This is a genomic window from Aeromonas sp., from assembly GCF_050633025.1.
GTDB lineage: Bacteria > Pseudomonadota > Gammaproteobacteria > Enterobacterales > Aeromonadaceae > Aeromonas.
On record NZ_JBODRQ010000003.1, the window covers coordinates 25,187 to 51,193 of the forward strand.

Here is a 26,007-nt window from a genome sequence, read left to right on the forward strand (position 1 = left end):
GCTGCAATGGCGCCGGGTGGCGCCATGGTCGGCAGGCTCCCGCACGGCGAGATGACGCAGCCTGATATGGCTGAGCTGGCGCAGCAGGATCTGCGCCAGCTCAGTAAAAAATGGGGTCGAGGTAGCCAGTACGGCTCACCCCTTCCGGTTATCTTCCAACTCTTAGTCCCCGACTCAGGGGCGTGACAGCGCAAATCCCAGCTCGCCCAGCGCCTGGTCGGCAAACGCCCCCTCAACCTGCAGGGAGGATAGTTCACGGCGCTCGGGGTAGTGTTTGCGCTGCTCGTCAAAGCTGCCGGGCAGACCGAGTCGGGCACGGAAACGGGCATCATCGCGGCGCACGTCATAGACCAGATGTACCAGCTGTTTGATCAGCGCCTGATCCGGCGCGCGGCCCGGCACCACTGCCTGCACATCGGGGGCAGGCAACAGCTGACTCAAATCCTGACGAGGCTGGCGTCCCAGCTGCTGGCAGAGCGCCTGATAGAGCATCCAGGTACCGCGGGCCTTCCCCTCCAGGCTGTAACCGGCGATATGAGGGGTAGCGATCTCGGTATGGGGCACCAGCGCAGCCAGTGGCTCGGGCTCGTTCTCCCACACATCCATCACCAGTCGCAATGGCGCATCTCCCGACTGGCGCGCCAGCAGGGCCCGGTTATCCCACACCTCGCCACGGGAGGCATTGATCAGGATCTGCCCGGCAGGGCGCGCGGCAATCTGTTCGGCATCGAGCAGATGGTAGGTGGCATCCGGCCCTTCACGGGTAATGGGCACATGGAAGCTGACAATATCGGCGCCAAGGGCGGTCTGATAATCGACAAAACCCGCTGCGGGATTTTCCCGCGCCTTGGGCGGATCGCAGCGCAGCACCCGCATGCCGAGTGCTTGGGCCTTGGTCGCCACACACTCGCCGGTATTGCCCGCGCCAATCACCGCCAGCGTCATGGCCGAGAGGTCGAGTTCATAGCGCTCCGCCAGCACCAGCAAAGCGGAGAGCACATAGTCCCCCACCGAATACTTGTTGCAACCGGGGGCGCTGAAGAAGGGAATATTGCGGCTTGCCAGCAACGCCTTGTCCACATGGTCGGTGCCTATGGTGGCGGTGCCGACAAACCCGAGTTTGGGGCTGGTCGCCAGCAAATCGCCGTTGACGCGGGTGACCGAGCGCACCAGCAGCACATCGGCATCCAGCAGATCACGGGCCTGCATCTGCCGTCCGGGCAAGGGGAACACCTCGCCAAATTCGGCAAACAGCTCCACGGCATGGGGCATATTCTCATCAACGACTATCTTCATCGGGCTCTCTTTGGTCACAACCGCCACGGGGGCGCCATTCTAGCGCAAAGCCGCCCGAGATTTCAGCCTGTGATGCAATCCGGCACGAAACGGGACCACATTGCGCGGCAGCCGCTCCATCCACCCGCTAAAACAGAGGATGTCGCCACAAATGTGTAAGCAGAGGTAACAAACGTGCTGCTCGGCTTTGTCCGGGCATATCACGGTGGCACAATGCCTCTCTTTTTCGCGATCGCCCATACCCACCATGCCGCCACACGCCCCGTCGTTCTCAACCTCTGTCTGCTCACTGACCCGCAGTCAGGTGCTTGGCTTCACTGCCCTGTTGATCCTGCCCCTGCTGCTGCTCGCCACCCTGCCCTGGCAGCCTTTTCTGACCGGTTCACTGCAATCAGGCTGGCTATGGTGGTCATACGCCCTCACCCGCATGGTCGATATTCCCGGGATCGGTGTCAGTGGCGCCCTCTTGCTGCTGCTGACCCGCTACAAACTCAAACTGGAGCTGGCCCCCTTCATTGCGCTGGGGTGTGCACTGGCTGCTCTGCTCGCCAGCGACTGGGTGCTCAAGAGCCTGATCAAGCACCTGACCGAGGAGCCCAGACCCTACCTGCTCTGGCTGGAGAGTCAGTCGCTGATCCCGGCCATCAAGCACTTCTACGCCAGTAGCGTCGATGTGCGCAGTGAACAGGTTCACGCCGCCAGCCAGTTGCTGGTCCTGCCAGAATGGCTCGGCCACCACTGGCAGGCCGAGGTGAACTACGCCTTCCCCTCTGGCCACAGCATCGCCGCCATCAGCCTGGCCCAATTTTTTGGTCTGATCTGGCTGGCCCGCGCTCCCACGGGCGTCTGGCTGCTGCCACTGTGGGCACTGGGAATTGGTCTGTCGCGCATGGTAATGGGGATGCACTGGCCGGTGGATGTACTGGCCAGTGCCCTGCTGGGGTCGTTCACGGCGCTGATTGCCGCCCGCTGGTGGCTGCACAGATATTGAATCCGGCGCCATCTTGGCGCGGCCGACTGCGTGGGATGGGGGGACAAGCCTGTGCTTTTTTGCCATAATGCCGCCTCATTTTATCCCGACCGAGATCCCATGACCGACGCAGTTCATACCCTCAAGGGCCGTTTCCGTGGTTTTTACCCCGTCGTCATCGATGTTGAAACAGCCGGGTTCAACGCCAAGACCGATGCCCTGCTCGAAATCGCGGCTTACACCCTGAAAATGGATGAGCAGGGCTGGCTCGTTCCCGATCAGGTATTCCACTTTCATGTCGAGCCCTTCGAAGGGGCCAACCTGGAAAAGGCTGCGCTGGAGTTCACCGGCATCGACCCCTACAACCCGTTGCGTGGCGCTGTCTCGGAAAAAGAGGCGCTGACCGAGATCTTCAAGGGGATCCGCAAGGGGATGAAGGAGCAGGATTGCGGCCGCGCCATCATAGTGGCCCACAACGCCACCTTCGATCACGGCTTCGTGATGGCGGCAGCCGAGCGCGCTGGCCTCAAGCGCAATCCGTTCCACCCGTTTGCGACCTTCGACACCGCAGCCCTCTCCGGATTGGCGCTGGGTCAGACCGTGCTGGCCAAAGCGTGCCAAAGCGCCCGCATCCCGTTTGACAATAAAGAGGCACACTCGGCCCTCTATGACACCGAACGCACCACAGAGCTGTTCTGTCATATCGTCAACCGCTGGAAGAGTATGGGGGGCTGGCCGCCAGCACATCCGGATGACGACACAACCGATGCCTCTGCCGACGATGAGGGGCAAGAATAAACGGATGAAGGCTGCCACTGGCAGCCTTCATTTTTCGTAGCGCACAATAGACGAAAGCAAAGAGGCAGCAAATCAGCAACAAAACCACATATTGAGCAACCTTGTGCCACACGTTGCTGCGATATGAGGGGTTTGACTGATTTTTTACTCGACATTTGTCACATTTTTCGCAAACTAACTCCCCTTCACATGACAGACAGCAATAACAAACTATAAGGAAATCAAATGAATCCAGTTGTTATCGCAGTCGGGCTGATGCTGGTGCTCAGTCTGCTGCGGATCAATGTGGTGGTCTCGCTGGCGCTGGGGGCCATTGCTGGCGGCCTGGTCGGTGGGCTGTCGTTGACCGATACCCTCACCACCTTCAGCGGTGGTCTGGGCGGTGGCGCCGAGATTGCCCTCTCCTACGCCATGCTGGGCGCCTTTGCGGTTGCCATCTCCCGCTCCGGGATCACCGACCTGCTGGCCCGCAAGGTGATCAACCAGTTGGGCAAGGATGCCAGCTCGACCCGCATCATGTGGGTCAAAACCCTGCTGCTCTCTTCCGTGCTGGCCGTGGCGATCTCGTCCCAGAACCTGATCCCGGTTCACATCGCCTTTATTCCCATCCTGATCCCGCCGCTGCTGCATGTGATGGCACAGATGCAGATCGACCGTCGTCAGGTGGCCTGTGTCATCACCTTTGGCCTGACAGCTACCTATATGGTGCTGCCGGTCGGCTTTGGTGGCATCTTCCTGAATAACATTCTGGCCAAGAACCTGATTGATAACGGCGTACCCGTCACCACCAGCCAGATCCCGCTGGCGATGGCCATTCCGGTTGCCGGTATGGTACTGGGGCTGCTGATTGCGGTATTCATCAGCTATCGCAAACCGCGCCAGTACGATCTGGCCAAGATCCTGGATGCCGAGCCCGAAGCGGTCGAGCTCAACCTCACCCACATCTGGGTGGCCCTGCTGGCCATTGGCGTAGCGCTGGGGCTGCAACTGATGACCAACAGCATCGTACTGGGTGCACTGGCCGGTTTTGTCATCTTCACCTGCGGCGGCGTCATCAAGTTTCGCGAAAGCCAGGATGCCTTCACTCAGGGGGTGCGGATGATGTCGCTGATCGGCTTCATCATGATCTCCGCAGCCGGTTTTGCCGCCGTGATGAAGGCAACTCACGGTGTCGACTCTCTGGTCCAGGTAGTCGCCTCCGGCATCGGTCAGAACAAAGGTATCGCCGCCTTCCTGATGCTGCTGGTGGGCCTGCTGATCACCATGGGGATCGGTTCTTCCTTCTCCACCGTACCCATCATCGCGACCATCTATGTGCCGCTCTGTCTGCAGCTGGGCTTCTCACCAATGGCGATCATCGCACTGGTCGGTACCGCAGGCGCACTGGGGGATGCGGGTTCACCGGCCTCCGATTCAACTCTGGGCCCCACCTCAGGCCTCAACGCCGATGGTCAGCACGACCATATCTGGGACAGCGTGGTGCCCACCTTTATTCACTACAATATCCCGCTGGTGATCTTCGGCTGGATTGCCGCCATGGTGCTCTGATAGCCCCTCGGGCGGCGAACTCTGCACGTAACAATGCACAACAAGAAGGCGACCAGATGGTCGCCTTCTTCATGTCTGCCAACCGCTCCGCTCCCGATATAAATCATGAGAGCCAGTCAGCTGGGGCCTCTTTGCAATAGCATAACCGCCTACTGCCATTCAAACAGCCGACAGCCATGTCACATCCATTCAATAATTCGTCCAGACACCGCCTGATCTTCACCTCGAGCTTGTTCCGCCTGCTCGGCACTCTCCAATAGATCCAGTAGATCGATCAACGATGATATGAGGCATCACCAATACCCACCTCACGACTCTGTAAAGGGCGCCAGACCGTACTACAGCCCCAGCAAATGAGGCATTAACTCTCCCTAACAAAGCTATGGCCATATTGTCAAACCATGGCCAGCCCCGCGTGCAGCTCAAAGGGGATACGAAAAAAAGGCCGCTCAATGAGCGGCCTTCTTCATAACGGGAGCAGCAATCAGCTTTCGCGACGCTTGCCACCGAATTTGCGATCTTTGTTGAAGCCACCTTCACGGCGCTCCCCGTTCTTGTTGAACGGACGGTCACCCTGGGGACGGCGATCCTTGTTGAAAGGACGGTCGCCACGGAACGGACGATCACCACGGGGCGGACGGCTGCTGGTGTTGCCACCGGCCGGCACTTCGGTGTAGCGGGTGATTTGCAGCGGACGCTGGCAAACACGGGCTTTCTTGATCACTTCCAGCACATCGGCGCTCATACCCTTGGGCAGGTCGACAGTAGAGAAGTCATCGGCGATGTCGATGTTGCCGATGAAGCGGCTTTCGATGTTCGCTTCGTTGGCGATGGCGCCCACGATCTGGCCCGGCTTGACGCCGTGATGGGCACCCACGTCTACGCGGTAGCGCTCCATCTCCACATCCGGGTTGTCTTTCAGCGGACGCGGCTCCAGAGACGGCATGCGACGGGCAGGACGATCACCACGGTCACCGAAGTCACGACCACCGCGGTCGTTGAAGTCACGGCGCTCGAAGCCACCGCGATCGTTGCTGTTGTTGAACAGCGGATCCGGGATGGAGTCATCCAGCAGCAGCGGTTGGTCGCCCTGTACCAGCTTGGCCAGTGCGGCAGCCAGCTCCAGCGGATCAGCAGAATCTTCTTCGATCAGCTCGTTCACCAGGTTGTGGTAGATCTCGAGCTCTTCGCCCATCATGGTTTCGCGGATGCGCTCCTTGAACTTGGCCAGACGGTGCTGGTTGATGTCCTCGGTGCTCGGCATCTTCATCGGCTCGATGGCCTGACGGGTTGCGTGCTCGATGGCGCGCAGCATGCGGCGCTCGCGGGGAGCGACGAACAGGATGGCTTCGCCTTTACGACCGGCACGACCGGTACGGCCGATACGGTGAACGTAAGATTCGGTGTCGTACGGAATGTCGTAGTTCACTACGTGAGTGATGCGCTCAACGTCCAGACCACGGGCGACAACGTCGGTGGCGATCAGGATATCCAGCTGGCCCTGACGCAGCTTGTCAACGGTACGCTCACGCAGCTTCTGCGGGATATCGCCGTGCAGTGCTTCACAGGCGTGACCACGAGCGGCCAGCTTGCCAGCAAGCTCTTCAGCGGCGTTCTTGGTACGTACGAACACCAGCAGCGCTTCGTACGGTTCCACTTCCAGCAGACGGGTCATGGCGTCCAGCTTGTGCAGACCGGTTACCTGCCAGTAGCGCTGGCGAATAGTGGTAGCGGTAGCAGTCTTGGAGGCGATCTTGATCTCTTTGGGCTGCTTCAGGTGCTTCTGCGCTACACGGCGGATCTGCTCCGGCATGGTGGCAGAGAACAGGGCAACCTGACGACCGGCCGGGCACTGATCCATGATCCAGTCCACGTCATCGATGAAGCCCATGCGCAGCATTTCGTCCGCTTCGTCCAGTACCAGGGCTTTCAGGCCGGAGAGGTCCAGGTTCTTGCGACGGATCAGGTCCATCACGCGGCCCGGAGTACCAACGACAACCTGGGCACCGCGACGCAGGGCGCGGGTCTGGGTTTCGTAGGAGGCACCGCCGTAGATGGGCAGTACGTGGAAATCAGGCATGTGATGGGCGTAGCGTTGGCACGCTTCAGCCACTTGCAGCGCCAGTTCGCGGGTAGGCGCCAGCACCAGGATCTGGGTGTTGCGGTTACCAGCTTCCAGACGAGACAACAGAGGCAAAGCAAAAGCAGCGGTCTTCCCTGTACCGGTTTGCGCCTGCCCCAGCAGATCGTGTCCCGCCATCAGGTGGGGAATTGCTGCGGCCTGGATGGGGGACGGGCGCTCATAGCCCACGTCCTGCAGCGCTTTCAATACAGGCGCGGCCAGTCCAAGCTCACTAAAAAGGGGCAGTTGTTCGGTATCAGACATAGATTCTTCCAGATTAAGGCAGGCGGCTAACACCGCGGAATAGCAAAAAGGCGGCGATTATAGCGCCACTTTGTTCTGCTGTCTTGAAAAATGTGATAAGCCTCTCAAGACGTTGGCAATTATAGAGGGATCTGGCGAGTATGGCTTGCTTATTTTTCACGCATGATTCGTGATTGCAGATCACTCCTCACTGGAGTCCTTGTCCCGCTTGTGCTTGAGCACCGCCATGGTCAACCTGCTGGTGCACAATAAACGCGCACGTTCATCCCGAATTTCAATCTGCCACACCTGGGTCGTCGCCCCCAGATGGAGCGGTGTGCAACGCCCCGTTACCGCCCCTTCCCGTTTGGCACGCAGATGGTTGGCATTCACCTCCAGACCCACACAGTAGCTATCTGGCCCCACAGCCATATTGGCCGCCAAGGAACCCAGCGTCTCCGCCAGCACCACGGATGCGCCACCATGCAACATGCCAAGGGGCTGGTGAGTGCGGTGATCCACCGGCATGGTAGCCTCCAGCCAGTCGGGGCCAAAAGCGGTGTAGACGATATCGAGATGGGCCATCAGGGTGTTGCGGGAGCTGGCGTTAAGCCCTTCAAGGCTCATGGGCCTGTGCCAGATGGAAGATGATTCCTGACTCATGAAAAGAGAACTCCTTCTATTGCATGGGGAAAATGGATCATCACTGCATTGCACAACAAGCCTGCCCCGGCCAGTAGCCGGGGCAGGAGAAAATCTGCCTCCCTACCAGGGGTAGGTAACGCCGGGCCACTCGGCCCAAGGCACTTCTCGACCCGGCAAGCGGGGCTCTGACAACAGCCAGACGTTAGCGAGCCAGCAGCGCAGCCGCGTCTCCAGCTCCTCATCCGTGATGGGCGCCTCGGCCACCTTCCAGAAGAAGAGCTCCACCTCTACCTCCGGCAACACCGAGGGGTAGAGATAAACCCCGCCCCAAAATTGCGGCTCCCGATCCGGGCTCCAGAGGCCATAAGCAAAAGAGCGCTTGGCCAGAAACTCCGACTGCAGCCACTCCAGATCCCCTTCGTGCTGACTCAGACTGAAATTGGCGGAGGGCCATATATCGTTCGGGCGAAACAGCTGATGGAGCTGCTCGCGCTCGCGCAACATGGCGACAAACTCCACCACCGCCTGAGCGGGAGTGGCGGGTAACAGCAAGAAACGCGGGTGCCGATAGGCCTTCGGCACCCGAAACCGCTTGGGAAACGTCAGCATCAGAGCAGCTCCAGCAGGGCTTGCAATGGATGCTTGAGCTTTTCCCCCTCCATTCGCTTGACCTGACTGCGGCACGAATAGCCGGTCGCCAGACAGCGCGCTTTGGGCAGGCGGGCGAGCGGGTCGGCCCAGCTCAACCCATAAATGCCCTTGGAATTATCCACCTGTTTGACATCGTGACCATAGGTACCCGCCATGCCGCAACAGCCCACAGAGACCGGCTGTAAACTGGCCCCGAAGCGGCCAAACAGGGTGATCCAGTCACCGTGAGTGGAGGGCTTGGCGGTCTTCTCGGTGCAGTGGGCAAAGAGATACCAGGGCTCGCCCCCCTCCTCGCTCTTGGTCTTGTTGGTGCTGGCAGGCAACTGATCTGCTGGCAGCGATAGCAGCCACTCCTGCGGCAGCAACACCTGAAAATCCCCGCGGGCCGACCCCAGCGCCTTGGCATACTCGTCGCGATAGCAAAGCACCATGGCCGGATCCACCCCCACCATGGGAATGCCAAGCGCCGCCACCCTGTTGAGGAACTGGGCGCTGTTGGCGGCGGTGCGGGCAAAGGCACGCAGGAACCCCTTGATATGCTGGGGTTTACCGTTGGGTTTAAAGGGCAGCAAGTAGGGCTGGAAGCCGAGCTTGCTGGCGAGTTTCACCAGGTCGCGCACCACAGGGGCGTCGTAATAGCTGGTGAAGGGATCCTGCACGATGAGCACCACCTGCTTGCGTTGCTCGGCGCTCATCCGCTCCAACCCCGGCAGATCAAAATAGCGGGCGCGGTTATCGTGCAGGCTCTCGGCTAGAGTCGGTACCGAGAGCAGCGGCACATCGACCATACCAATGCTCTTCTCGGTCGCCTTCTGGGCCCACTCTTTTTCGAGGAAGAAGTTGACCAGCTTCGGCGCCTTGGCGAGCAGCGGCGCATAGCTTTCAACGGTGCCGACGAAGTAATCCTTCGGCGCACGCAGGTAGCGGCCGTGGTAGAGCTGCATAAAGCGGGCGCGAAAATCGGGCACATCCACCTTGATCGGGCACTGACTGGTGCACGCCTTGCAGGCAAGACAGCCCGCCATCGCCTCCATCACCTCGTGGGAAAAATCATACTCGCCGCGCTGTTTGGCCCAGCTGTTGCGCACCTTGTCCACCAGCTGTTTGAAGCGCACACCACCGGATTGCAGCGCCACCTCTTCCGCCAGCGGATCAAAGCCCTGCTCCGCCAGCTGACGCAACCATTCGCGCATCAGTCCCGCCCGCCCCTTGGGGGAGTGGCGGCGATCACGGCTGATCTTGACCGAGGGGCACATGGGGGAGTCGGTCTCGAAGGTGAAGCAGAGACCATTGCCGTTGCAATCCATGGCGCGGGTGTAGCTGGTGCGCACCGCGAGCGGGATCTGGCGGTCATACTTGCCGCGCTTGGGGCCATCCACCGACACCAGCTCGGCGCCGCTACCGTAGGGGATGCAGATCTTGCCCGGGTTGATGCGGTTGGCCGGGTCGAATGCCCCCTTGACGCGCTGCAACTCTTCCCACAGCTCGCCAAAGAAGGCAGGGCTGTACTCGGAGCGAAAGCCCTTGCCGTGCTCCCCCCACATCAGGCCGCCATATTTGGCGGTCAGCGCCACCACCTGATCGGAGATGCGGCGCAGCAGCACCTCCTGCTCGGGATCGCACAAATCCAGCGCCGGGCGCACGTGCAGCACTCCGGCATCGACGTGGCCAAACATGCCGTAGTCGAGGCCGTGGGCGTCCAACAGGGCACGAAACTCCATGATGAAATCGGCCAGTGACTCTGGCGGCACGGCGGTATCTTCGGTGAAGGCAACCGGCTTCTTGCGCCCTTCGGCGTTGCCCAGCAGCCCCACCGACTTCTTGCGCATGGTGTAGATGGTCTCGATGCTCGGCAGGTGGTCACACACCTGATAGCCGATGATCCCCGCCTCCCCCTTGGCCAGCAGCGCGTCGATACGGCGGCAGAGCTCCGCCACCTTGGCCTTGTGTTCTACCTCGTCGGTATCGGCAAACTCGACGATATTGAGTCCCTGCAGATCCTTGCCGGGCACATCCTGAATAAGTTCTTTCACCGAATGCCAGATGATGTCGGCGCGGGCCAGCCCGAGCACCCGGGAGTCCACCGTCTCCACCGACAGGGCTTGCGCCTGCACCATAAAGGTGGCGTTGCGCAGAGCCGAGGGGAAGCTGTCGTACTTGACGTTAACGAGCGTGCGATAGCGCGGGATGGGGGTGATATTGAGTTTGGCTTCGGTGATAAAGCCGAGAGACCCTTCAGATCCGCACAACACCCGGCTCACATCCAGGGTGTCAGTGTCTGGTTGATAGAGGTGCTTGAGATCGTAGCCGGTCAGAAAGCGGTTGAGCTTGGGAAAGGTCGCCTCGATGTCGGCGCGGCGCTCCTTACCGATGCGATAGAGGGTGCGATAGATCTCCCCTTCCCGATTCTCCAGCGCCAGCTTGTCGGCCAGTCGCTCACCGGTCAGCGGCTCGGTGGCCATGATGTCGCCATTCTCCAGCACCGCTTTGAGCCCCAGCACGTGATCCGAGGTTTTGCCGTAGACCAGCGACCCCTGCCCCGAGGCGTCGGTGTTGATCATGCCGCCTAAGGTGGCGCGGTTGGAGGTGGAGAGATCCGGCGAGAAGAAGTAGCCATGGGGCTTGAGATAGGCGTTGAGCTGGTCTTTCACCACCCCGGCCTGGGCGCGCACCCACCCCTCCTCCAGATTAATTTCCATGATCTGGTTCATATAACGGGAGAGATCGACGATAATGCCGCCGCCCAATGACTGACCGTTGGTGCCGGTACCGCCACCGCGAGGGAAAAAACTCAAGGGGGCAAAAGCCGGATCGGCAGCCAGCTTGAGCATCACTGCTATGTCATCCGCACTGCGCGGATAGAGAACCGCCTGAGGTACTACCTGATAGACGCTGTTGTCCGTCGCCATCGCCAACCGGCTTGCATAAGACTTTTCGATATCACCACGAAATGCACTGCGCGCTAACAACTCAATAAATTGCAGGGTTGTGGGTGACAAACTGTCCTGGTAATCGAGTCTCGGGATCATGAATCCTTGTTCCCTTATTTGCTTGATGCCGGCACGCCGGCGACTACGACGGGCCTGTCGCCTGTCAATGGCAGTCAGGCCAGTCCGCTCACATGTGAGCGGGCAGTATATCAGCTAGAAAACCGCTTGCGCTTGGCAATATTCACCATTTGAAAGGAGGACTTTTATGGCTCACCACAGCCATGTTATCAGTACGCTGGTCACCACCGAAAAACAGGCGCTTACCCTATCGCTGTTCGGTTGTATCACCTTTGCCATCTTCGGCATCGGCTACGGCCTCTTCGTCGGTTCCAACGCCATCATGCTCGATGGTATCTTCACCCTGTTCAGCATGGGCATGACGGGCCTTGGCCTCATCACTGCCTATCTCGTTACCCGCCCTTCCGATGCGCGCTTCCAGTACGGCTATGCCCACTTCGAGCCCATCACCAACGTCATCAATGGCGCCATTATCTTGCTGCTCTGCCTTGGCGCTCTCTATAGCGGCATCACCACCCTGCTGGAGGGAGGACGGGAGATCGATCTCGGCCACGCTCTCATCTATGCCGCCGTCTCCACCTTCTTCTGCGCCATCATCTATCGTATCGAAGCCCAGGTCGCCGAGCAGGTAGACTCCGAGCTGGTGCGGGTCGACTCCAAGGAGTGGCTGGTGGATACCCTGCTCAGCGCCACCCTGCTTATCGGTTTCGTGGTCGCCATCGGCCTCGATGCCATCGGCTACGGCCAATACAACCGCTACATAGACCCGGTGTTGGTCTCGCTGCTGGCCCTCTGTGCCACCCTCATTCCCATCAAGGTGCTCGGTCGCAACCTGCGGGAGGTGTTGAAGATCGCCCCCAAGGGGGATGTGCCACGGCAAGTAGAGCAGGAGATCGAGGCGCTGCGCCAGCGCCACGGCATCGAGTGCTACAGCCATCTGGCCAAAAGCGGTCGCCGCTTCGATCTGGAATTGAACATTCTGGTGGCGCCGGGTCAGGAGTGGCCCGTCGAACGTCAGGATGCCTTGCGTCAGGAGCTCTGGTCTCGCCTTGGCGATACCCTTGGGGATGCCTGGCTGTCGGTCTGTTTCACCCGCGAAAAGCGCTGGTTGTAACGACCGCACGGGGGAGCGTGGCACGGCCGCCTCCCCCTGTCGCATCACAACCCCATCACGCCCCACTGACACTGCTCTTGCCAAATTGGCGCCAGCCGCTATCATCAGGGCTCATTTTTCACCCGAGGTTTTATTGCCCATCATGGACAATCCCCGAAGTTGCCCTTCGTCTCTCTCTGTCAAAGCCTATCTTTTTCTGCTTAATCAGCGCCTCTGAATAACACCTTTGCCTTGCTGTTACTGCGGCCATCGTGCGCCGTGATCACTCTCTGCTCTGTCTGTTTTTATTGAGGTCATACAATGGAATTGCTGCTGGATCCCCATATCTGGATTGGTCTGTTTACCCTGATCATTCTGGAAATCGTGCTGGGGATCGACAACCTGGTCTTTATCGCCATTCTGGTGAAAAAACTGCCCCCCGCCCAACGGGACAAGGCCCGCATCATCGGCCTGTCGCTGGCCCTGCTGATGCGACTGGGGCTCTTGAGCGTCATGTCATGGCTGGTCACCCTGACCACCCCGATTTTGCACCTGTGGGATCACCCCTTCTCCGGTCGGGATCTGATCCTGATGGGGGGCGGCCTGTTCCTGCTGTTCAAGGCTACCTCCGAGCTGCATGAGCGGCTGGAAGCCAAACCCCAGGATGACGGCCCTGTCGGCGCCTACGCCAGCTTCGGCGTGGTGATCGCCCAAATTCTGGTGCTCGATGCCGTCTTCTCACTCGACTCCATCATCACTGCCGTCGGCATGGTGGAACACCTTGGCGTCATGATGGCTGCTGTCACCATCGCCATGGTGGTGATGGTGCTCGCCTCCAAGCCGCTGACCCGCTTCGTCAACGCCCACCCCACCGTGGTAGTGCTCTGTCTGAGCTTCCTGCTGATGATCGGCTTCAGCCTGGTGGCGGAAGGGTTCGGCTTCCACATTCCGAAGGGCTACCTCTACGCGGCCATCGGTTTCTCGGTGCTGATCGAGTTTTTCAACCAGCTGGCCCAGCGCAGCGCCATGCGTCACGAATCCAAACAGCCGCTGCGCGAGCGCACCACCGCAGCCATCTTCAAGCTGATGGGCAGCAAGGCCTATCAGGATCAGCCGGATGACGATCTGGATGCTCCGACGCCTGCACCGCTGAGCTTTGGCGAGGAGGAACGCTACATGGTAACCGGCGTGCTGTCGCTGGCCGAGCGCTCCATTCGCACCATCATGACCCCGCGCTCCGAGATGGCCTGGATCGACATCAACGACTCCAGCGACGAGATCCGCGCCCTGCTGCAGCGCGAGCCCCACAGCCTGTTCCCTATCTGTGACGGGGCTCTGGACGAGGTGATCGGGGTGGTCAAGGCGCGCGACCTGCTGTTTGCCTTGAACGAAGGGCAATCCTTGAGCGAACTGGCCAAACAGAACGACCCCATTATCGTGCCGCAGACCATCAACGTGATCCGCCTGCTGGCGGAGCTGCGCAAAGCCAAGGGGAGCCTTATTCTGGTCTCCGACGAGTTTGGCGCGATCCAGGGGCTGGTCACCACCCACGATCTGCTGGAGGCCATCGTCGGCGAGCTGCCGGACGAGGACGAAACCCCGGATATCGTACGCGATGACGAAGGGTGGCTCATCAACGGCAGCACCAACATCCACCATGTGGAGCAAGTGCTGGAGCGAGAGGGGCTGGTGAGCGAGAGCGACGAATACGTGACCCTGGCGGGCATGCTGCTCTCCCACTTCGGCACCCTGCCCACCCCGGGCCAGCAGTTGCAACTGCAGCAGCTCAACTTCGAGGTGATCGAGGTGAGCGAGCGGCGTATCGAGCGGGTGAAAGTGATGCCCGCCGCGGCTTGAGCCTGCCACCAGCAAAACACAGAAGAGGGCCAGACGGCCCTCTTTTTTATGCTTCAACTTATGCCTCAACGCCTCCTTTCCCGGCGGTTTGCGCTGATTGCTGCATCAAGTGCAATTCTCTTGTGCAATTACCCATCTTTTTCACAACAAGATGGCGGCATAGAGTGGCCTTACTCCCACCATGAGGAACTCAAGATGAGCCACGATCACCTGTTTTGCCCGCTGCGCCTCGGCCAGCTGCACCTTGCCAACCGTATCGTCATGCCCCCCATGACCCGCTCCCGAGCCAGTCAGCCCGGTGATGTGGCCAACGCCATGATGGCCAGCTACTACGCCCAGCGCGCCGAGGCGGGCCTGATCATCAGCGAAGGCACCCAAATCGACCCCATGGGCAAGGGCTATGCCTGGACGCCAGGGATCTACAGCGCAGAGCAGATCGCCGGCTGGAAGCTTGTGACCGATGCCGTGCACGCCAAGGGGGGCACCATCTTCGCCCAGCTCTGGCACGTGGGCCGGGTCACCCATCCGGACAACATCGGCGGCGCCCAGCCCATATCCGCTTCAGCCCTGCCAGCAGTGGGCGTCAAGGTGTTCGTCGATAACGGCAGCGATGCGCCGGGCTTTGTCGAAACTGTCACCCCGCGTGCCATGACTCAAGCCGATATCGATGCGGTAGTGGGCCAGTTCCGTCAGGCGGCTCGCAACGCCATCAGCGCCGGTTTTGACGGCATCGAGCTGCACGCTGCCAACGGTTATCTGATCAACCAGTTCCTCGACTCCGAATCCAACGCCCGTACCGACAGCTACGGCGGATCGCTGGAAAACCGGCTGCGCTTCCTCAAAGAGGTGACCGAGGCTGTCAGCAGCGAAATCGGTGCCGATCTGGTCGGGGTGCGTCTTGCGCCGCTCACAACCCTCAACGGCACCGTGGATGCCAATCCGCAGGAGACCTATCTGGCGGCCGCCCGTCTGCTAGGCCAGCTCAACGTGGTCTACCTGCACATCGCCGAAGCGGACTGGGACGATGCCCCCCTGATGCCGGAGAACTTCAAGCAGGGTCTGCGGGATGCCTTCCCCAACACCCTGATCTATGCCGGTAAATATGATGGCGAGCGAGCACGCGCCGCCCTCGAAGCGGGCTGGGCCGACATGATCGGCTTTGGCCGCCCCTTCGTTGCCAACCCGGATCTGCCGAACCGGCTGCGCCACGGCTATCCGCTGGCCCCCCACGATCCGGCCACCCTGTTTGGCGGCGGTGAGAAAGGACTGACCGACTACCCGAGTTATCAACCGAACATTGAGTCGCACCCGCTCTGATCTCCGTAAGCAGATCGCCGGTTGGTAAGCCACAACCTCCATTCAAAAATGAACAAGGCCCGCCAGTGATTGCGGGCCTCTCTTTATATCTACTGCGTTTTATCTCGACTTCATTGGCACCTGACTCAGTGCAGGATCACCCCGTGAGTCGCGGCATAACTGCGGATCTCGCGGGTCAGCCGCGCCTTGTCGGCCAGAGAGAGCCAGCTCGCCTCAACCGCATTGAGCGACAAGCGGCAGAGCTGGCTCATGGTCGCGCCGAGACCATCGGCCAGCGCCACAAAATTGGCAGTCATATATCCACCAAAGTAGGCGGGATCGTCCGAGTTGATGGTGACGCAGAGCCCTTGCTCCAGCAGCCGTAACACATTGTGCTGGGCCATATTGCCGAACACCTTGAGCCTTGTGTTGGAGAGGGGGCAGACGGTGAGCGGCAGCCGGGTATCCGCCAGATAGCGCAGCAACTCGGGATCATCAGCCGAGCGCACCCCGTGATCGATGCGGCATACCTTCAGCTCGTTGATCGCCTGCCAGATGTAGTCGGCAGGCCCCTCTTCGCCAGCGTGGGCCACCACCGGCAGCCCCAGCTCGCGGCATTTGGCAAAGACCCGGGCAAATTTAGTGGGCGGATTGCCCTTCTCCCCCGAATCGAGCCCGATGCCATGAATCCGCGACAGGAAGGGCATGGCCTCTTCCAACGTCGCAAAGGCATCCTCTTCGCTCAGGTGGCGCAAGAAGCTCATGATAAGGCGCCAGCTGATGCCAAACTCCTGCTCCCCGCTCTGCAGCGCCCGCTCGATGCCGCCCAGCACGGTAGCAAAAGGGATACCGCGGGCTGTGTGGGTCTGCGGGTCAAAGAAGATCTCCACATGCACCACCTTGTCGGCGGCGCACCGCTCAAGATAGGCCCAGGTGAGGTCGAAGAAGTCCTGCTCGGTCACCAGCACGCTGGCACCGAGATAATAGAGGTCGAGAAAGGATTGCAGGCAGTCAAAGTCATAAGCGGCGCGCACGCTGGCGACATCGGGCCAAGGCAGTGGCACATTGTTGCGTTTGCCAAGTTCGAACATCAGCTCGGGTTCGAGGCTGCCCTCGATATGCAGGTGCAGCTCCAGTTTCGGCAGGCCGGCGATAAATTGCCCGGCGGTGAAGTGTTCGGTTGTGACTGGCTTGGGAATCGGGGTGTCCATAGCGACGGCTCCATCAGCAAAATAATCCTGGCATCAGTCTCTCCACCAGACTGACCCGACGGCAGCTTTATTGTGCACCGAAGTTACGAGACAGGGGAGACTTGTCATCAAACAGACTTATAATGGCGTCACAAAAATCATAAATGATTGAACATCTTAACGATTGCCGGCTCGTCTGCGCCCTGACAAGGAGTTTTCATGAAGAAGAACGTCATCTGCGATATCGATGGTGTCATCCTGCACAATAACGATCTCATCCCCGGTGCTGACCGTTTCGTCCACCGCCTGCTGGAGCAGGGCAGCAAGCTGCTGTTTCTGACCAACTACCCGGCCCAGACCCAGAAAGATCTGCAAAACCGCTTCCGCTCCGCAGGTATCGAAGTGCCGGAGGAGTGCTTCTATACCTCCGCCATGGGCACCGCCGACTTCCTCAAGCGTCAGGATGGCAAAAAGGCCTATGTGATCGGCGAAGGGGCGCTGACCCACGAGCTCTACAAGGCCGGTTTCACCATCACCGATATCGACCCCGACTTCGTGGTAGTGGGAGAGACCCGCAACTACAACTGGACCATGATGCAACAGGGGGCCAAGTTCGTCGATCAGGGGGCCCGCTTTATCGCCACCAACCCCGACACCCACGGCCCCATGATGCACCCGGCCTGCGGCGCCCTGTGCGCCCCCATCGAGCGAATGACCGGCAAGAAGCCGTTTTATGTCGGCAAACCAAGTGCCTGGATCATCCGTGCGGCGCTCAACCGGATGGAGGCCCACTCCGACGACACCATCATCATCGGCGACAACCTGCGCACCGACATTCTGGCGGGCTTTCAGGCCGGTCTCGAGACGGTGCTGGTGCTCTCCGGGGTGAGCAAGGTCGCCGATATCGACCGCATGCCGTTTCGCCCGAACCATATTTTCGACTCCGTGGTCGACATCGATATCGTCTAATCACCACCCAAGCGTTAAACAGGGCAGGCCTCTCCTGCCCTTGCAGGATCTGTTATGGAACCCATTCTGATCGCCGTGGCCTTTGGCTGCGGCATGGTAGTCAATCTGATTGGCCTGCCCCCCCTGCTCGGCTTTCTGGCCGCCGGTTTTATCCTCAACGGCATGGGATATGAAAATACCCCCGCCCTGAGCGAGGTGGCCGATCTCGGCGTCACCCTGCTGCTGTTCACCATCGGTCTCAAGCTCAATATCAAGACCCTGATGCGGCGCGATGTGTGGGGCACCACCAGCCTGCACCTGCTGCTCTCCACCCTGCTCTTTACCGTGGTGCTGCTGGTCTGCAAGGGACTGGGGCTTGAACTTGCCCTCTCGCTGGACTGGAAACTGGCACTGCTGCTGGGCTTTGCCCTCTCCTTCTCCAGCACCGTCTTCGCGGTCAAGGTATTGGAAGATCGCAGCGACATGAATGCCCTCTACGCCCGCATCGCCATCGGCGTGTTGGTGATGCAAGATGTGTTCGCGGTGGCCTTTCTGGCCTTCTCCAGCGGCAAGTGGCCCAGTATCTGGGCGCTCTGGGTGCTGGGGCTGCCGCTGCTGCGCCCGCTGCTGTTCAAGCTGCTGGAGCGGGCCGGTCACGGCGAGTTGCAGGTGCTGTTCGGGGTCTTTCTGGCACTGGTGGTCGGGGCCGCCGGTTTTGAAGTGGTCGGCCTCAAGCCGGATCTGGGAGCCCTCATCATCGGCATGATGCTCGCCTCCCATCCTGCTGCTGCGGGGCTGGCCAAGGCGCTCTTCAACCTCAAAGACCTCTTTCTGGTCTGCTTCTTTCTCACCATCGGCCTCAACGGCCTGCCGACCCACGACACCATGTTGCTGGCACTGGCGCTGGTGCTGGCCCTGCCATTGAAAAGCGCGCTCTACTATCTGGTCTACAGCGGCGCTCACCTGAGGGTGCGTACCGCCCTGCTCTCGACCCTGGCGCTCACCAACTTCTCGGAGTTTGGCCTGATTGTCGCCGCCATCGCCGCCAAGGCGGGCTGGATCTCCCACGAGTGGCTGGTGGCGGTCTCGCTGGCACTGGCGGCGAGCTTTATGATCTCCGCGCCCCTCAATGCCCAGAGCGAGCGCATTTATCACCGCATCGGCCACTGGCTGCGGGGATTGCAGGCGAGCAACCTCCATCCGGAAGACAGACCCATCGAATTAGGCGATGCGGAGGTGATCATCCTCGGCATGGGGCGGATCGGTCAGGGGGCCTACTTCGAGCTGGAGAACAAATACGGCAACGTCATCCTCGGGGTGGAGAACGACAGCGAGAAGCTGCCCACCCTGCGTGCCCAGGGGATGAACGTCATCGAGGGGGATGCCACCGATACCGACTTCTGGGACAAGGTGCTGCTCTCCAATCAGGTCAATCTGGTGCTGCTGGCGATGCCCCACCACTCGGGTAACCTCTACGCCATCGAGAAGCTGCGCAGCCACGGGTTCAACGGCAAGATCGCCGCCATCGTCCGCTTCGAGGATGATATCGCCTCCTTGCAGGAGCAAGGGGTGGATGCGGTGTTCAACGTCTACAACGAGGCGGGCAGCGGCTTTGCTCGCCATGTGATCCGCCGCTTGCAGCCGCTTTGAGTCGTTAGCCAGCAGCTCTTGGCAAGGGAGTGCGCATCGTTTAAGTTATGCGCAACCTCGTTTAATAAAACGAACAGACGCGGGCCAGGATGGCCCCGTTTTCCTATCCCCATTGCCAGGGAGGCACCATGAAGACCCTCAACGACTGGATTTTGCTCGATCGCCATGAGGCGGCCCCCACTCCGCTGATGCCAGCCCCCGAGCGCATTAAAGCGGGCAACCCGCCGCAAACGGTGTGGAACCACTACTCCGACCCCAGCCAGCAGTTTCACGTCGGTTTCTGGGCTTGCGAGCCTGGCCGCTGGGCCATCCACTACACCGAGCACGAATATTGCCAGCTGCTGGAAGGTGAGGTGGTGATCCACGACAGTCAGGGCGGCAAACTGCCCCTCAAACCCGGGGATCAATTCGTGATTCCGGCTGGCTTTGTCGGCGAGTGGGAGACCCTTACCCCCTGTCGCAAGGTCTATGTGATCTTCGAGCCCGCCTCGGCTTGACGGACACATCATCCTGACCCACTTCCGGCCCCACAGCAGACCTCTTCACCGCACACCCCCACTTGAGGCTTGCGGCATGATTTTCTGCGGCTTTCCCGCTTGCAAAAGGGTTTTCCGCTAGGCATTGTGTCTGACGAGGAATGTAAATGGAATTTCGAGCCCAAACGTGGGGGGCTCATATAAAAATCAAGAGGATTACTGCCAATGTGTTCAATTTTCGGCATTCTGGATATCAAGTCCGATGCAGTTGCCCTGCGCAAATCGGCGCTGGAGATGTCCAAGCGACTTCGTCACCGCGGGCCTGACTGGTCCGGAGTCTACAGCTCCGACAAAGCGATTCTGGTACACGAGCGTCTGGCCATCGTCGATCCGGGCAATGGCGCCCAACCGCTCTACAACCCCGAACGTACCCATGTGCTGGCGGTCAACGGTGAGATCTACAACCACAAAGAGCTGGAGAAGACCCTCAAAGTCGACTTTCAGTTCCAGACCAAATCCGACTGTGAAGTGCTGCTGGCACTCTACAAGGAGAAGGGCCCGGCGTTTCTCGACGATCTCAACGGCATCTTTGCCTTCATTCTTTATGACGCCGAACAGGATGCCTACTTGGTTGGTCGCGACCACATGGGGATCATCCCCCTCTATACCGGTCGCGATGAGCACGGCAACTTCTATGTCGCCTCTGAGATGAAGGCGCTGGTGCCGGTCTGCAAGAGCATCGAAACCTTCCCGCCGGGACACTACCTGTGGAGCAAGGATGGCGAGCTCAAACAGTGGTACAAGCGTGACTGGATGGAGTACGGCGCGGTCGAGCACAACGTCAGCGATAAGGCCGAGCTGAAAGCGGCGCTGGAAGCGGCGGTCAAACGCCAGCTAATGTGCGACGTGCCCTATGGCGTGCTGCTCTCCGGCGGACTGGACTCCTCCGTTATCTCCGCCATTACCAAGCTCTATGCGGCGCGCCGCATCGAGGACGATGGCAAGAGCGAAGCCTGGTGGCCGCAACTGCACTCCTTCGCCGTCGGTCTGGAAGGGTCGCCGGATCTCGCCGCCGCCCGCAAGGTGGCTGATCACCTCGGCACCATCCACCACCAGATCCACTTCACCGTGCAGGAGGGTCTGGATGCCCTGCGCGACGTCATCTATCACCTCGAGACCTATGACGTCACCACCATCCGCGCCTCCACCCCGATGTATCTGATGGCCCGCTACATCAAGGCGATGGGGATCAAGATGGTACTCTCCGGCGAAGGCTCCGACGAGCTGTTCGGTGGTTATCTCTACTTCCACAAGGCGCCCAACGCTAAAGAGTTCCACGAAGAGAACGTGCGCAAGCTCGCCTCTTTGCACCTCTATGACTGCCTGCGCGCCAACAAATCGATGGCCGCCTGGGGCGTAGAAGGTCGTGTGCCCTTCCTTGACAAGGAGTTCATGGACGTGGCGATGCGCCTGCAGCCCGCCGACAAGATGTGTGGCAAGGGCAAGATCGAGAAGCATATCCTGCGCGAAGCGTTCGAGGACCTGCTGCCCCACGAAGTAGCTTGGCGCCAGAAGGAGCAGTTCTCCGACGGCGTGGGCTATTCGTGGATCGACAGCCTGAAGGCGATGGTAGAGACCGAAGTGACGGATCAGATGTTCGAAGCGGCCGCATTCCGCTTCCCCATCAACACCCCGCTCACCAAGGAGGCCTACTTCTACCGCGCCATCTTCGACGAGCACTTCCCGCTGGAAGCCGCCGCCCGCACCGTGCCCTACGGCAAGTCGGTCGCCTGCTCCACCCCTACCGCGCTGGAGTGGGATGCCAAGTTCAAGGAGATGGCCGACCCGTCAGGCCGCGCCGTGATGGATGTGCACCAGCAGGGCTACTAAGCCCGAACGGGTTCACCCGCGCGGATAACGCCAGATAGCAAAAAGCCCTTCACCATGGTGAAGGGCTTTTTCGTTAACCGCCGGAGTCAAGAGCATATGAGCCATGTCAACAATGCATCCGATGCGTGCTGAATGATTCAGCAGACCGATGGGGTTCAAGAGACAGATGCCCCAGATTTATGTCAACCCGCCCAGAGTGATCAGCAGCAAGAGAACCGTTTGTCCCCCTATGGCATGAACGTCCTCTTCAACACCGCTCCCCTGCTCAAGGATACACAGGACAAGAATCTGTCGACCCAAGGGAGTTAATCAGGCATTTTATGGCCGTTCACCCAGGCCCTCGGATGAGATTGACTTGATTGATGCCTCCCATTTTTCGGGCATGCACCGAGTGAACCGCCTGCAGAGATATCCCCCCCCAGCCGCACCATTGAGTGGAGTATTGTTATGAAGTTAAGCTACGGCAGCCTGTTGCTCGCCCTTCCTTTCACGGCTCTGGCCGCCCCGTCTTTCGACTGTACCAAAGCCAGTGGTGCAGTAGAGCCGCTTATCTGTGAAGACGCAGCGCTAGCCAAGCTCGATAACCAGCTCAACCATCTCTGGCCCAAAGCCATCAAGGAGATGTCGGAAGAAGATAGAAAAAACGAAAAGGCGTCGCAACGCGGCTGGATCAAGGGACGTAACGACTGCTGGAAAGCCGATGATGTGCGTGCATGCGTCGAGCAGAGCTATCTCACTCGCATCACAGAATTACAGATCATGGGAGGACAAGTGATGGTACCCTCTCCCGTGGGCTATCGCTGCGGTGATAGCCAGGTCGTCGTCTACTTCTATGACGAGACAGCTCTACCATCCGCCGTCATCAACCTTGACGAGAGAGGAAAAGACACCCAGCAATTCTTTGCCTTTCAGACAAAAACCGCCAGTGGCGCCAAGTACGAAACAACTGATCTGTCTCTCTGGGTCAAGGGGCGCGAGGCCCGTTTGACGCGATTCGGTCAACCCGATAGCCAGTGCCGAGGGTTCAAAGCCTCAGCCGAGTAATCTCGAAGAGGCCCGCTCGGGCTCCTGACCTGCAAAGCCGTTCGCTCCACCATGCAGCCGCATGAGGTCTCTGATGCCTTTTTTGAGGCGAAGATGGTCGATAGGCCTACTTGTCAGCCAATGACTGGTCCCTTGGCGCCGAGCTAAAAAAGAACCCCTTCTTTGAAAAAGAGGGGGTTCTTCAGCAATCTGAGACCCTGCGATGCAGGGTCTTTCAGTTTCCAACTTAAATGTCCGAGATCAATACATGCCTTTACTTGGCGTAATCCTCGGTCGGGATACAGGCGCAGAACAGGTTACGATCACCGTAGACGTCGTCGATGCGGTTCACAGAGGGCCACAGTTTGGCGGCACGCACGGCGTCGGATGGGAAGACAGCCTCGGCGCGGCTGTAGCCACGATTCCACTCTGCATCCATCACGTCGTCCTGAGTGTGCGGCGCATGGACCAGCGGGTTGTCGGTCAGGCTCCACTGCCCCTCCTGCACCTTGGCAATCTCGGCGCGGATGGACGTCATCGCCTCGACGAAGCGATCCAGCTCACACTTGGATTCCGATTCGGTTGGCTCGACCATCAGGGTGCCCGCTACCGGGAAGCTCATGGTCGGTGCGTGGAAGCCGTAGTCCATCAGCCGCTTGGCCACGTCCATCTCGCTGATGCCGGAAGCCTCCTTGAGCGGACGGATATCCAGGATGCACTCGTGAGCCACCCGACCGTTGCGGCCGGAATAGAGCACGGGGAAGGAGTCACCCAGCTTCTTGGCCAGATAGTTAGCGTTGAGGATGGCCACCTGAGTGGATTTCTTCAGTCCTTCGTCACCCAGCATGGCGATATACATCCAGCTGATGGGCAGGATGCTGGCCGAGCCGAACGGTGCCGCCGACACGGCGCCATTGTCACGGCTCTCCTTGTCGGTCTTGACCACGGCGTGACCGGCCACGAACGGTGCCAGATGCTTCTTCACGCCGATGGGGCCCATGCCCGGGCCGCCACCGCCGTGAGGAATGGCAAAGGTCTTGTGCAAGTTGAGGTGAGAGACGTCTGCCCCGATAAAGCCCGGCGCCGTCAACCCGACTTGCGCGTTCATATTGGCGCCGTCCAGATAGACCTGACCACCGTGCTGGTGAACGATGTCGCACACCTCCTTGATGGTCTCCTCATACACTCCGTGGGTGGAGGGGTAGGTCACCATCAGACAGGAAAGTTGATCCCCCGCCTCGGCGGCCTTGGCGCGCAGGTCGTCGAGATCCACGTTGCCGGACTTGTCACAGGCGGTGACGATCACCTTGAGCCCCGCCATCTGAGCAGAGGCCGGGTTGGTGCCGTGAGCAGAAGCTGGGATCAGGCAGATGTCGCGATGCCCTTCACCACGAGACTCGTGATATTTCTTGATGGCGAGCAGACCTGCGTACTCACCCTGCGCACCTGAGTTGGGCTGCATGCAGACCGCATCGTAACCGGTCACCTTCACCAGCCAGTTTTCGAGGTCGGCCAGCAGCAGTTGGTAGCCCTTGGCCTGTGCCAGCGGGGCAAACGGGTGCAACTTGCCGAACTCGGGCCAGGTCACCGGGATCATCTCGGCGGTGGCATTGAGCTTCATGGTGCAGGAGCCGAGCGAAATCATGGCGTAGTTGAGGGCCAGATCTTTCGCTTCGAGACGGTGGATATAACGCAGCATCTCGGTTTCGGAGTGGTACTTGTTGAACACCTCGTGGGTCAGCACGGCATCGGTGCGCAGCAGATCCTGCGGGATGGCGTGATGAGCCTGGGCCGCCTTGTCGAGGGCCTCAATATCCAGTCCATGGCCTTGACCGAGGAAGAGATCAAACAGCTCGACCACATCAGCGCGGGTGGTGGTCTCAGAGAGCGACACGCCCACCGCACCGTCGAGATCGGCGCGCAGGTTTATGCCGAGCCCTTCGGCTTTGGCAATCAACGCGGCCTTGTCAGCAGTTTGCACGGTCAGGGTATCGAACCAGCTGACATGCTTGAGGGCCACGCCCTTGGCCTGGAGGCCGAGCGCCAGAATGGTGGTGAGACGGTGCACGCGGGAGGCGATGGTTTTCAGCCCCACCGGACCGTGGTAGACGGCGTAGAAGCTCGCCATGTTGGCTAGCAGCACCTGAGCGGTACAGATGTTGGAGTTGGCCTTCTCGCGGCGGATATGCTGCTCGCGGGTCTGCATCGCCATGCGCAGCGCGGCCTTGCCGCGGGCATCCTTGGAGACACCGATGATGCGGCCCGGCATGGAGCGCTTGTAGGCATCGCGGGTGGCAAAGAAAGCGGCATGGGGACCACCGTAGCCCATGGGCACGCCAAAGCGCTGGGCGGAGCCCAACACCACGTCGGCACCCAGCTCGCCCGGGGATTTGAGCAACATCAGGGAGAGCAGGTCGGCGCTGACGCAGGCCAGCCCTTTCTGGGCCTGTACCGCGGCAATCAGGGCGCGCAGATCTTTCACCTCACCTGTGGTGGTGGGGTACTGGAACAGGGCACCAAACACCTCTTCGTTCACCGCATCGCTCGCGGCGCCGACCGCCACGTCAAAACCGAAGTGAACCGCGCGCTCCTTGACCACGTCGATCACCTGCGGGTGCACATCGTCAGCCACGAAGAAGAGGTTGGATTTGAACTTGGCCATGCGCTTGGCCAGGGCCATCGCCTCGGCAGCGGCAGTCGCTTCATCCAGCAGGGAGGCGCTGGCGAGATCCATGCCGGTCAGATCCAGCGTCAGCTGCTGGAAGTTGAGCAGGGCTTCGAGACGGCCCTGTGCCAGCTCGGGCTGGTAGGGGGTGTAGGCGGTATACCAACCCGGATTTTCCAGCACGTTGCGCAAAATGACATGGGGCACATGGGTATCGTGATAACCCATGCCGATATAGCTCTTGGCAATCTTGTTCTGGGCGGCATAGCCCTTGAGCTTGGCCAGCGCCTCCACTTCGGTCATGCCGGCACCGATCCCCAGCGGACCCGGCAGGCGAATGGCGGCGGGCACGGTCTGTTCAATCAAATCGTCCAGGCTTTCGGCCCCGACGGTCGCCAGCAGCTGGCGCAGCTCTTCCTCGCCCGGGCCGATATGGCGGCGGACAAAATCGGTTTTTTGCTCGAGTTCAAACAGTGACTGGGTCATTTCCCTATTTCCTGATAAATAAGTCCTGGCATGACATCCTGATAACCAAGACCTGATGTTCCTGATGGTCGGCTGATACCGACTCCACTCATGTTCTGGGTCCCGCAGACAGGGTGCGGCACCGGATGCTGCGGCAGCATCAAGAGGGGATC

Annotated in this window: 18 protein-coding genes; 11 read left to right on the forward strand and 7 right to left on the reverse strand. The window is 60.1% G+C overall.

Translation table 11 applies throughout. The features are described from left to right. Window positions 1–174 precede the first annotated feature (174 nt). Window positions 175–1,296 (reverse strand): 4-phosphoerythronate dehydrogenase, encoded by a 1,122-nt coding sequence (locus ACRAUW_RS00850; RefSeq protein ID WP_431360778.1) that lies wholly within the window; start codon window positions 1,294–1,296, stop codon window positions 175–177. A gap of 247 nt (window positions 1,297–1,543) precedes the next feature. On the opposite strand from ACRAUW_RS00850, the gene ACRAUW_RS00855 reads away from it, so the two are divergent. The 3 genes from ACRAUW_RS00855 to ACRAUW_RS00865 all read left to right on the forward strand — a co-directional run bounded on the left by ACRAUW_RS00855 (window position 1,544) and on the right by ACRAUW_RS00865 (window position 4,612). Continuing rightward, window positions 1,544–2,287 carry a phosphatase PAP2 family protein gene (locus ACRAUW_RS00855; protein ID WP_431360779.1) on the forward strand — a complete coding sequence of 248 codons (744 nt, stop codon included), beginning with the start codon at window positions 1,544–1,546 and terminating at the stop codon, window positions 2,285–2,287. A 99-nt stretch (window positions 2,288–2,386) separates the two neighbouring features. Next, window positions 2,387–3,064, forward strand: a complete 678-nt coding sequence (rnt, locus tag ACRAUW_RS00860) for a ribonuclease T (RefSeq protein ID WP_201905601.1) — start codon at window positions 2,387–2,389, stop codon at window positions 3,062–3,064. 225 nt (window positions 3,065–3,289) lie between these two features. After that, entirely contained in the window at window positions 3,290–4,612 is a 1,323-nt protein-coding gene (locus ACRAUW_RS00865; RefSeq protein WP_431360780.1) for a Na+/H+ antiporter family protein, read from the forward strand. A 484-nt stretch (window positions 4,613–5,096) separates the two neighbouring features. Here ACRAUW_RS00865 and ACRAUW_RS00870 read toward each other — a convergent pair whose 3' ends face one another. The 4 genes from ACRAUW_RS00870 to ydiJ form a co-directional block, all read right to left on the reverse strand. Then, entirely contained in the window at window positions 5,097–6,998 is a 1,902-nt protein-coding gene (locus ACRAUW_RS00870; protein WP_431360781.1) for a DEAD/DEAH box helicase, read from the reverse strand. A gap of 180 nt (window positions 6,999–7,178) precedes the next feature. Beyond that, window positions 7,179–7,640 carry a hotdog fold thioesterase gene (locus ACRAUW_RS00875; protein WP_431360782.1) on the reverse strand — a complete coding sequence of 154 codons (462 nt, stop codon included), beginning with the start codon at window positions 7,638–7,640 and terminating at the stop codon, window positions 7,179–7,181. 102 nt (window positions 7,641–7,742) lie between these two features. Continuing rightward, window positions 7,743–8,231, reverse strand: a complete 489-nt coding sequence (locus ACRAUW_RS00880) for a hypothetical protein (RefSeq protein WP_431360783.1) — start codon at window positions 8,229–8,231, stop codon at window positions 7,743–7,745. Beyond that, window positions 8,231–11,302: a D-2-hydroxyglutarate dehydrogenase YdiJ gene (gene ydiJ, locus ACRAUW_RS00885; RefSeq protein ID WP_431360784.1), complete on the reverse strand. Its 3,072-nt coding sequence runs from the start codon at window positions 11,300–11,302 to the stop codon at window positions 8,231–8,233. Before ydiJ ends, ACRAUW_RS00880 begins: the two co-directional genes overlap by 1 nt. Before the next feature lie 166 nt (window positions 11,303–11,468). Between ydiJ and ACRAUW_RS00890 the strand changes: the two genes are divergently transcribed. From ACRAUW_RS00890 to ACRAUW_RS00900, 3 genes are all read left to right on the forward strand, one after another. Then, window positions 11,469–12,395 (forward strand): cation diffusion facilitator family transporter, encoded by a 927-nt coding sequence (locus ACRAUW_RS00890; protein WP_425891847.1) that lies wholly within the window; start codon window positions 11,469–11,471, stop codon window positions 12,393–12,395. Window positions 12,396–12,695: 300 nt separating this feature from the next. Continuing rightward, window positions 12,696–14,231 (forward strand): TerC family protein, encoded by a 1,536-nt coding sequence (locus ACRAUW_RS00895; RefSeq protein ID WP_431360785.1) that lies wholly within the window; start codon window positions 12,696–12,698, stop codon window positions 14,229–14,231. A 195-nt stretch (window positions 14,232–14,426) separates the two neighbouring features. Continuing rightward, window positions 14,427–15,548 (forward strand): alkene reductase, encoded by a 1,122-nt coding sequence (locus ACRAUW_RS00900; protein WP_431360786.1) that lies wholly within the window; start codon window positions 14,427–14,429, stop codon window positions 15,546–15,548. A 125-nt stretch (window positions 15,549–15,673) separates the two neighbouring features. Here ACRAUW_RS00900 and ACRAUW_RS00905 read toward each other — a convergent pair whose 3' ends face one another. Further along, complete coding sequence (locus ACRAUW_RS00905) at window positions 15,674–16,738, reverse strand: adenosine deaminase (RefSeq protein ID WP_431360787.1); 1,065 nt, start codon at window positions 16,736–16,738, stop codon at window positions 15,674–15,676. Window positions 16,739–16,936: 198 nt separating this feature from the next. Between ACRAUW_RS00905 and ACRAUW_RS00910 the strand changes: the two genes are divergently transcribed. The 5 genes from ACRAUW_RS00910 (at window position 16,937) to ACRAUW_RS00930 (ending at window position 22,725) form a co-directional block, all read left to right on the forward strand. Next, a complete protein-coding gene (locus tag ACRAUW_RS00910; protein ID WP_005337281.1) occupies window positions 16,937–17,686 on the forward strand; it encodes an HAD-IIA family hydrolase in 750 nt (249 codons plus the stop codon). Window positions 17,687–17,740: 54 nt separating this feature from the next. Next, window positions 17,741–19,315, forward strand: coding sequence for a cation:proton antiporter domain-containing protein (locus ACRAUW_RS00915; protein ID WP_431360788.1), 1,575 nt, complete (start codon window positions 17,741–17,743; stop codon window positions 19,313–19,315). A 128-nt stretch (window positions 19,316–19,443) separates the two neighbouring features. After that, on the forward strand, window positions 19,444–19,812 hold the full coding sequence (locus ACRAUW_RS00920; RefSeq protein ID WP_431360789.1) for a cupin domain-containing protein: 369 nt from the start codon (window positions 19,444–19,446) through the stop codon (window positions 19,810–19,812). A 204-nt stretch (window positions 19,813–20,016) separates the two neighbouring features. Then, on the forward strand, window positions 20,017–21,681 hold the full coding sequence (asnB, locus tag ACRAUW_RS00925) for an asparagine synthase B (protein WP_431360790.1): 1,665 nt from the start codon (window positions 20,017–20,019) through the stop codon (window positions 21,679–21,681). Window positions 21,682–22,128: 447 nt separating this feature from the next. Then, entirely contained in the window at window positions 22,129–22,725 is a 597-nt protein-coding gene (locus ACRAUW_RS00930) for an MliC family protein (RefSeq protein WP_431360791.1), read from the forward strand. A gap of 253 nt (window positions 22,726–22,978) precedes the next feature. Here ACRAUW_RS00930 and gcvP read toward each other — a convergent pair whose 3' ends face one another. Continuing rightward, window positions 22,979–25,855 (reverse strand): aminomethyl-transferring glycine dehydrogenase, encoded by a 2,877-nt coding sequence (gcvP, locus tag ACRAUW_RS00935; protein ID WP_431360792.1) that lies wholly within the window; start codon window positions 25,853–25,855, stop codon window positions 22,979–22,981. Window positions 25,856–26,007 lie beyond the last annotated feature (152 nt).

Bases quoted from the DNA above. Each gene is read 5' to 3' on its own strand.
- ACRAUW_RS00895 (WP_431360785.1), top strand. From the start codon at position 12,696: ATGGAATTGCTGCTGGATCCCCATATCTGGATTGGTCTGTTTACCCTG.
- ACRAUW_RS00930 (WP_431360791.1), top strand. From the start codon at position 22,129: ATGAAGTTAAGCTACGGCAGCCTGTTGCTCGCCCTTCCTTTCACGGCT.
- gcvP (WP_431360792.1), bottom strand. From the start codon at position 25,855: ATGACCCAGTCACTGTTTGAACTCGAGCAAAAAACCGATTTTGTCCGC.
- ACRAUW_RS00905 (WP_431360787.1), bottom strand. From the start codon at position 16,738: ATGGACACCCCGATTCCCAAGCCAGTCACAACCGAACACTTCACCGCC.
- ACRAUW_RS00910 (WP_005337281.1), top strand. From the start codon at position 16,937: ATGAAGAAGAACGTCATCTGCGATATCGATGGTGTCATCCTGCACAAT.
- ACRAUW_RS00915 (WP_431360788.1), top strand. From the start codon at position 17,741: ATGGAACCCATTCTGATCGCCGTGGCCTTTGGCTGCGGCATGGTAGTC.
- ACRAUW_RS00870 (WP_431360781.1), bottom strand. From the start codon at position 6,998: ATGTCTGATACCGAACAACTGCCCCTTTTTAGTGAGCTTGGACTGGCC.
- ydiJ (WP_431360784.1), bottom strand. From the start codon at position 11,302: ATGATCCCGAGACTCGATTACCAGGACAGTTTGTCACCCACAACCCTG.
- ACRAUW_RS00880 (WP_431360783.1), bottom strand. From the start codon at position 8,231: ATGCTGACGTTTCCCAAGCGGTTTCGGGTGCCGAAGGCCTATCGGCAC.
- ACRAUW_RS00920 (WP_431360789.1), top strand. From the start codon at position 19,444: ATGAAGACCCTCAACGACTGGATTTTGCTCGATCGCCATGAGGCGGCC.
- ACRAUW_RS00900 (WP_431360786.1), top strand. From the start codon at position 14,427: ATGAGCCACGATCACCTGTTTTGCCCGCTGCGCCTCGGCCAGCTGCAC.
- ACRAUW_RS00890 (WP_425891847.1), top strand. From the start codon at position 11,469: ATGGCTCACCACAGCCATGTTATCAGTACGCTGGTCACCACCGAAAAA.
- ACRAUW_RS00865 (WP_431360780.1), top strand. From the start codon at position 3,290: ATGAATCCAGTTGTTATCGCAGTCGGGCTGATGCTGGTGCTCAGTCTG.
- ACRAUW_RS00875 (WP_431360782.1), bottom strand. From the start codon at position 7,640: ATGAGTCAGGAATCATCTTCCATCTGGCACAGGCCCATGAGCCTTGAA.
- ACRAUW_RS00855 (WP_431360779.1), top strand. From the start codon at position 1,544: ATGCCGCCACACGCCCCGTCGTTCTCAACCTCTGTCTGCTCACTGACC.
- rnt (WP_201905601.1), top strand. From the start codon at position 2,387: ATGACCGACGCAGTTCATACCCTCAAGGGCCGTTTCCGTGGTTTTTAC.
- asnB (WP_431360790.1), top strand. From the start codon at position 20,017: ATGTGTTCAATTTTCGGCATTCTGGATATCAAGTCCGATGCAGTTGCC.
- ACRAUW_RS00850 (WP_431360778.1), bottom strand. From the start codon at position 1,296: ATGAAGATAGTCGTTGATGAGAATATGCCCCATGCCGTGGAGCTGTTT.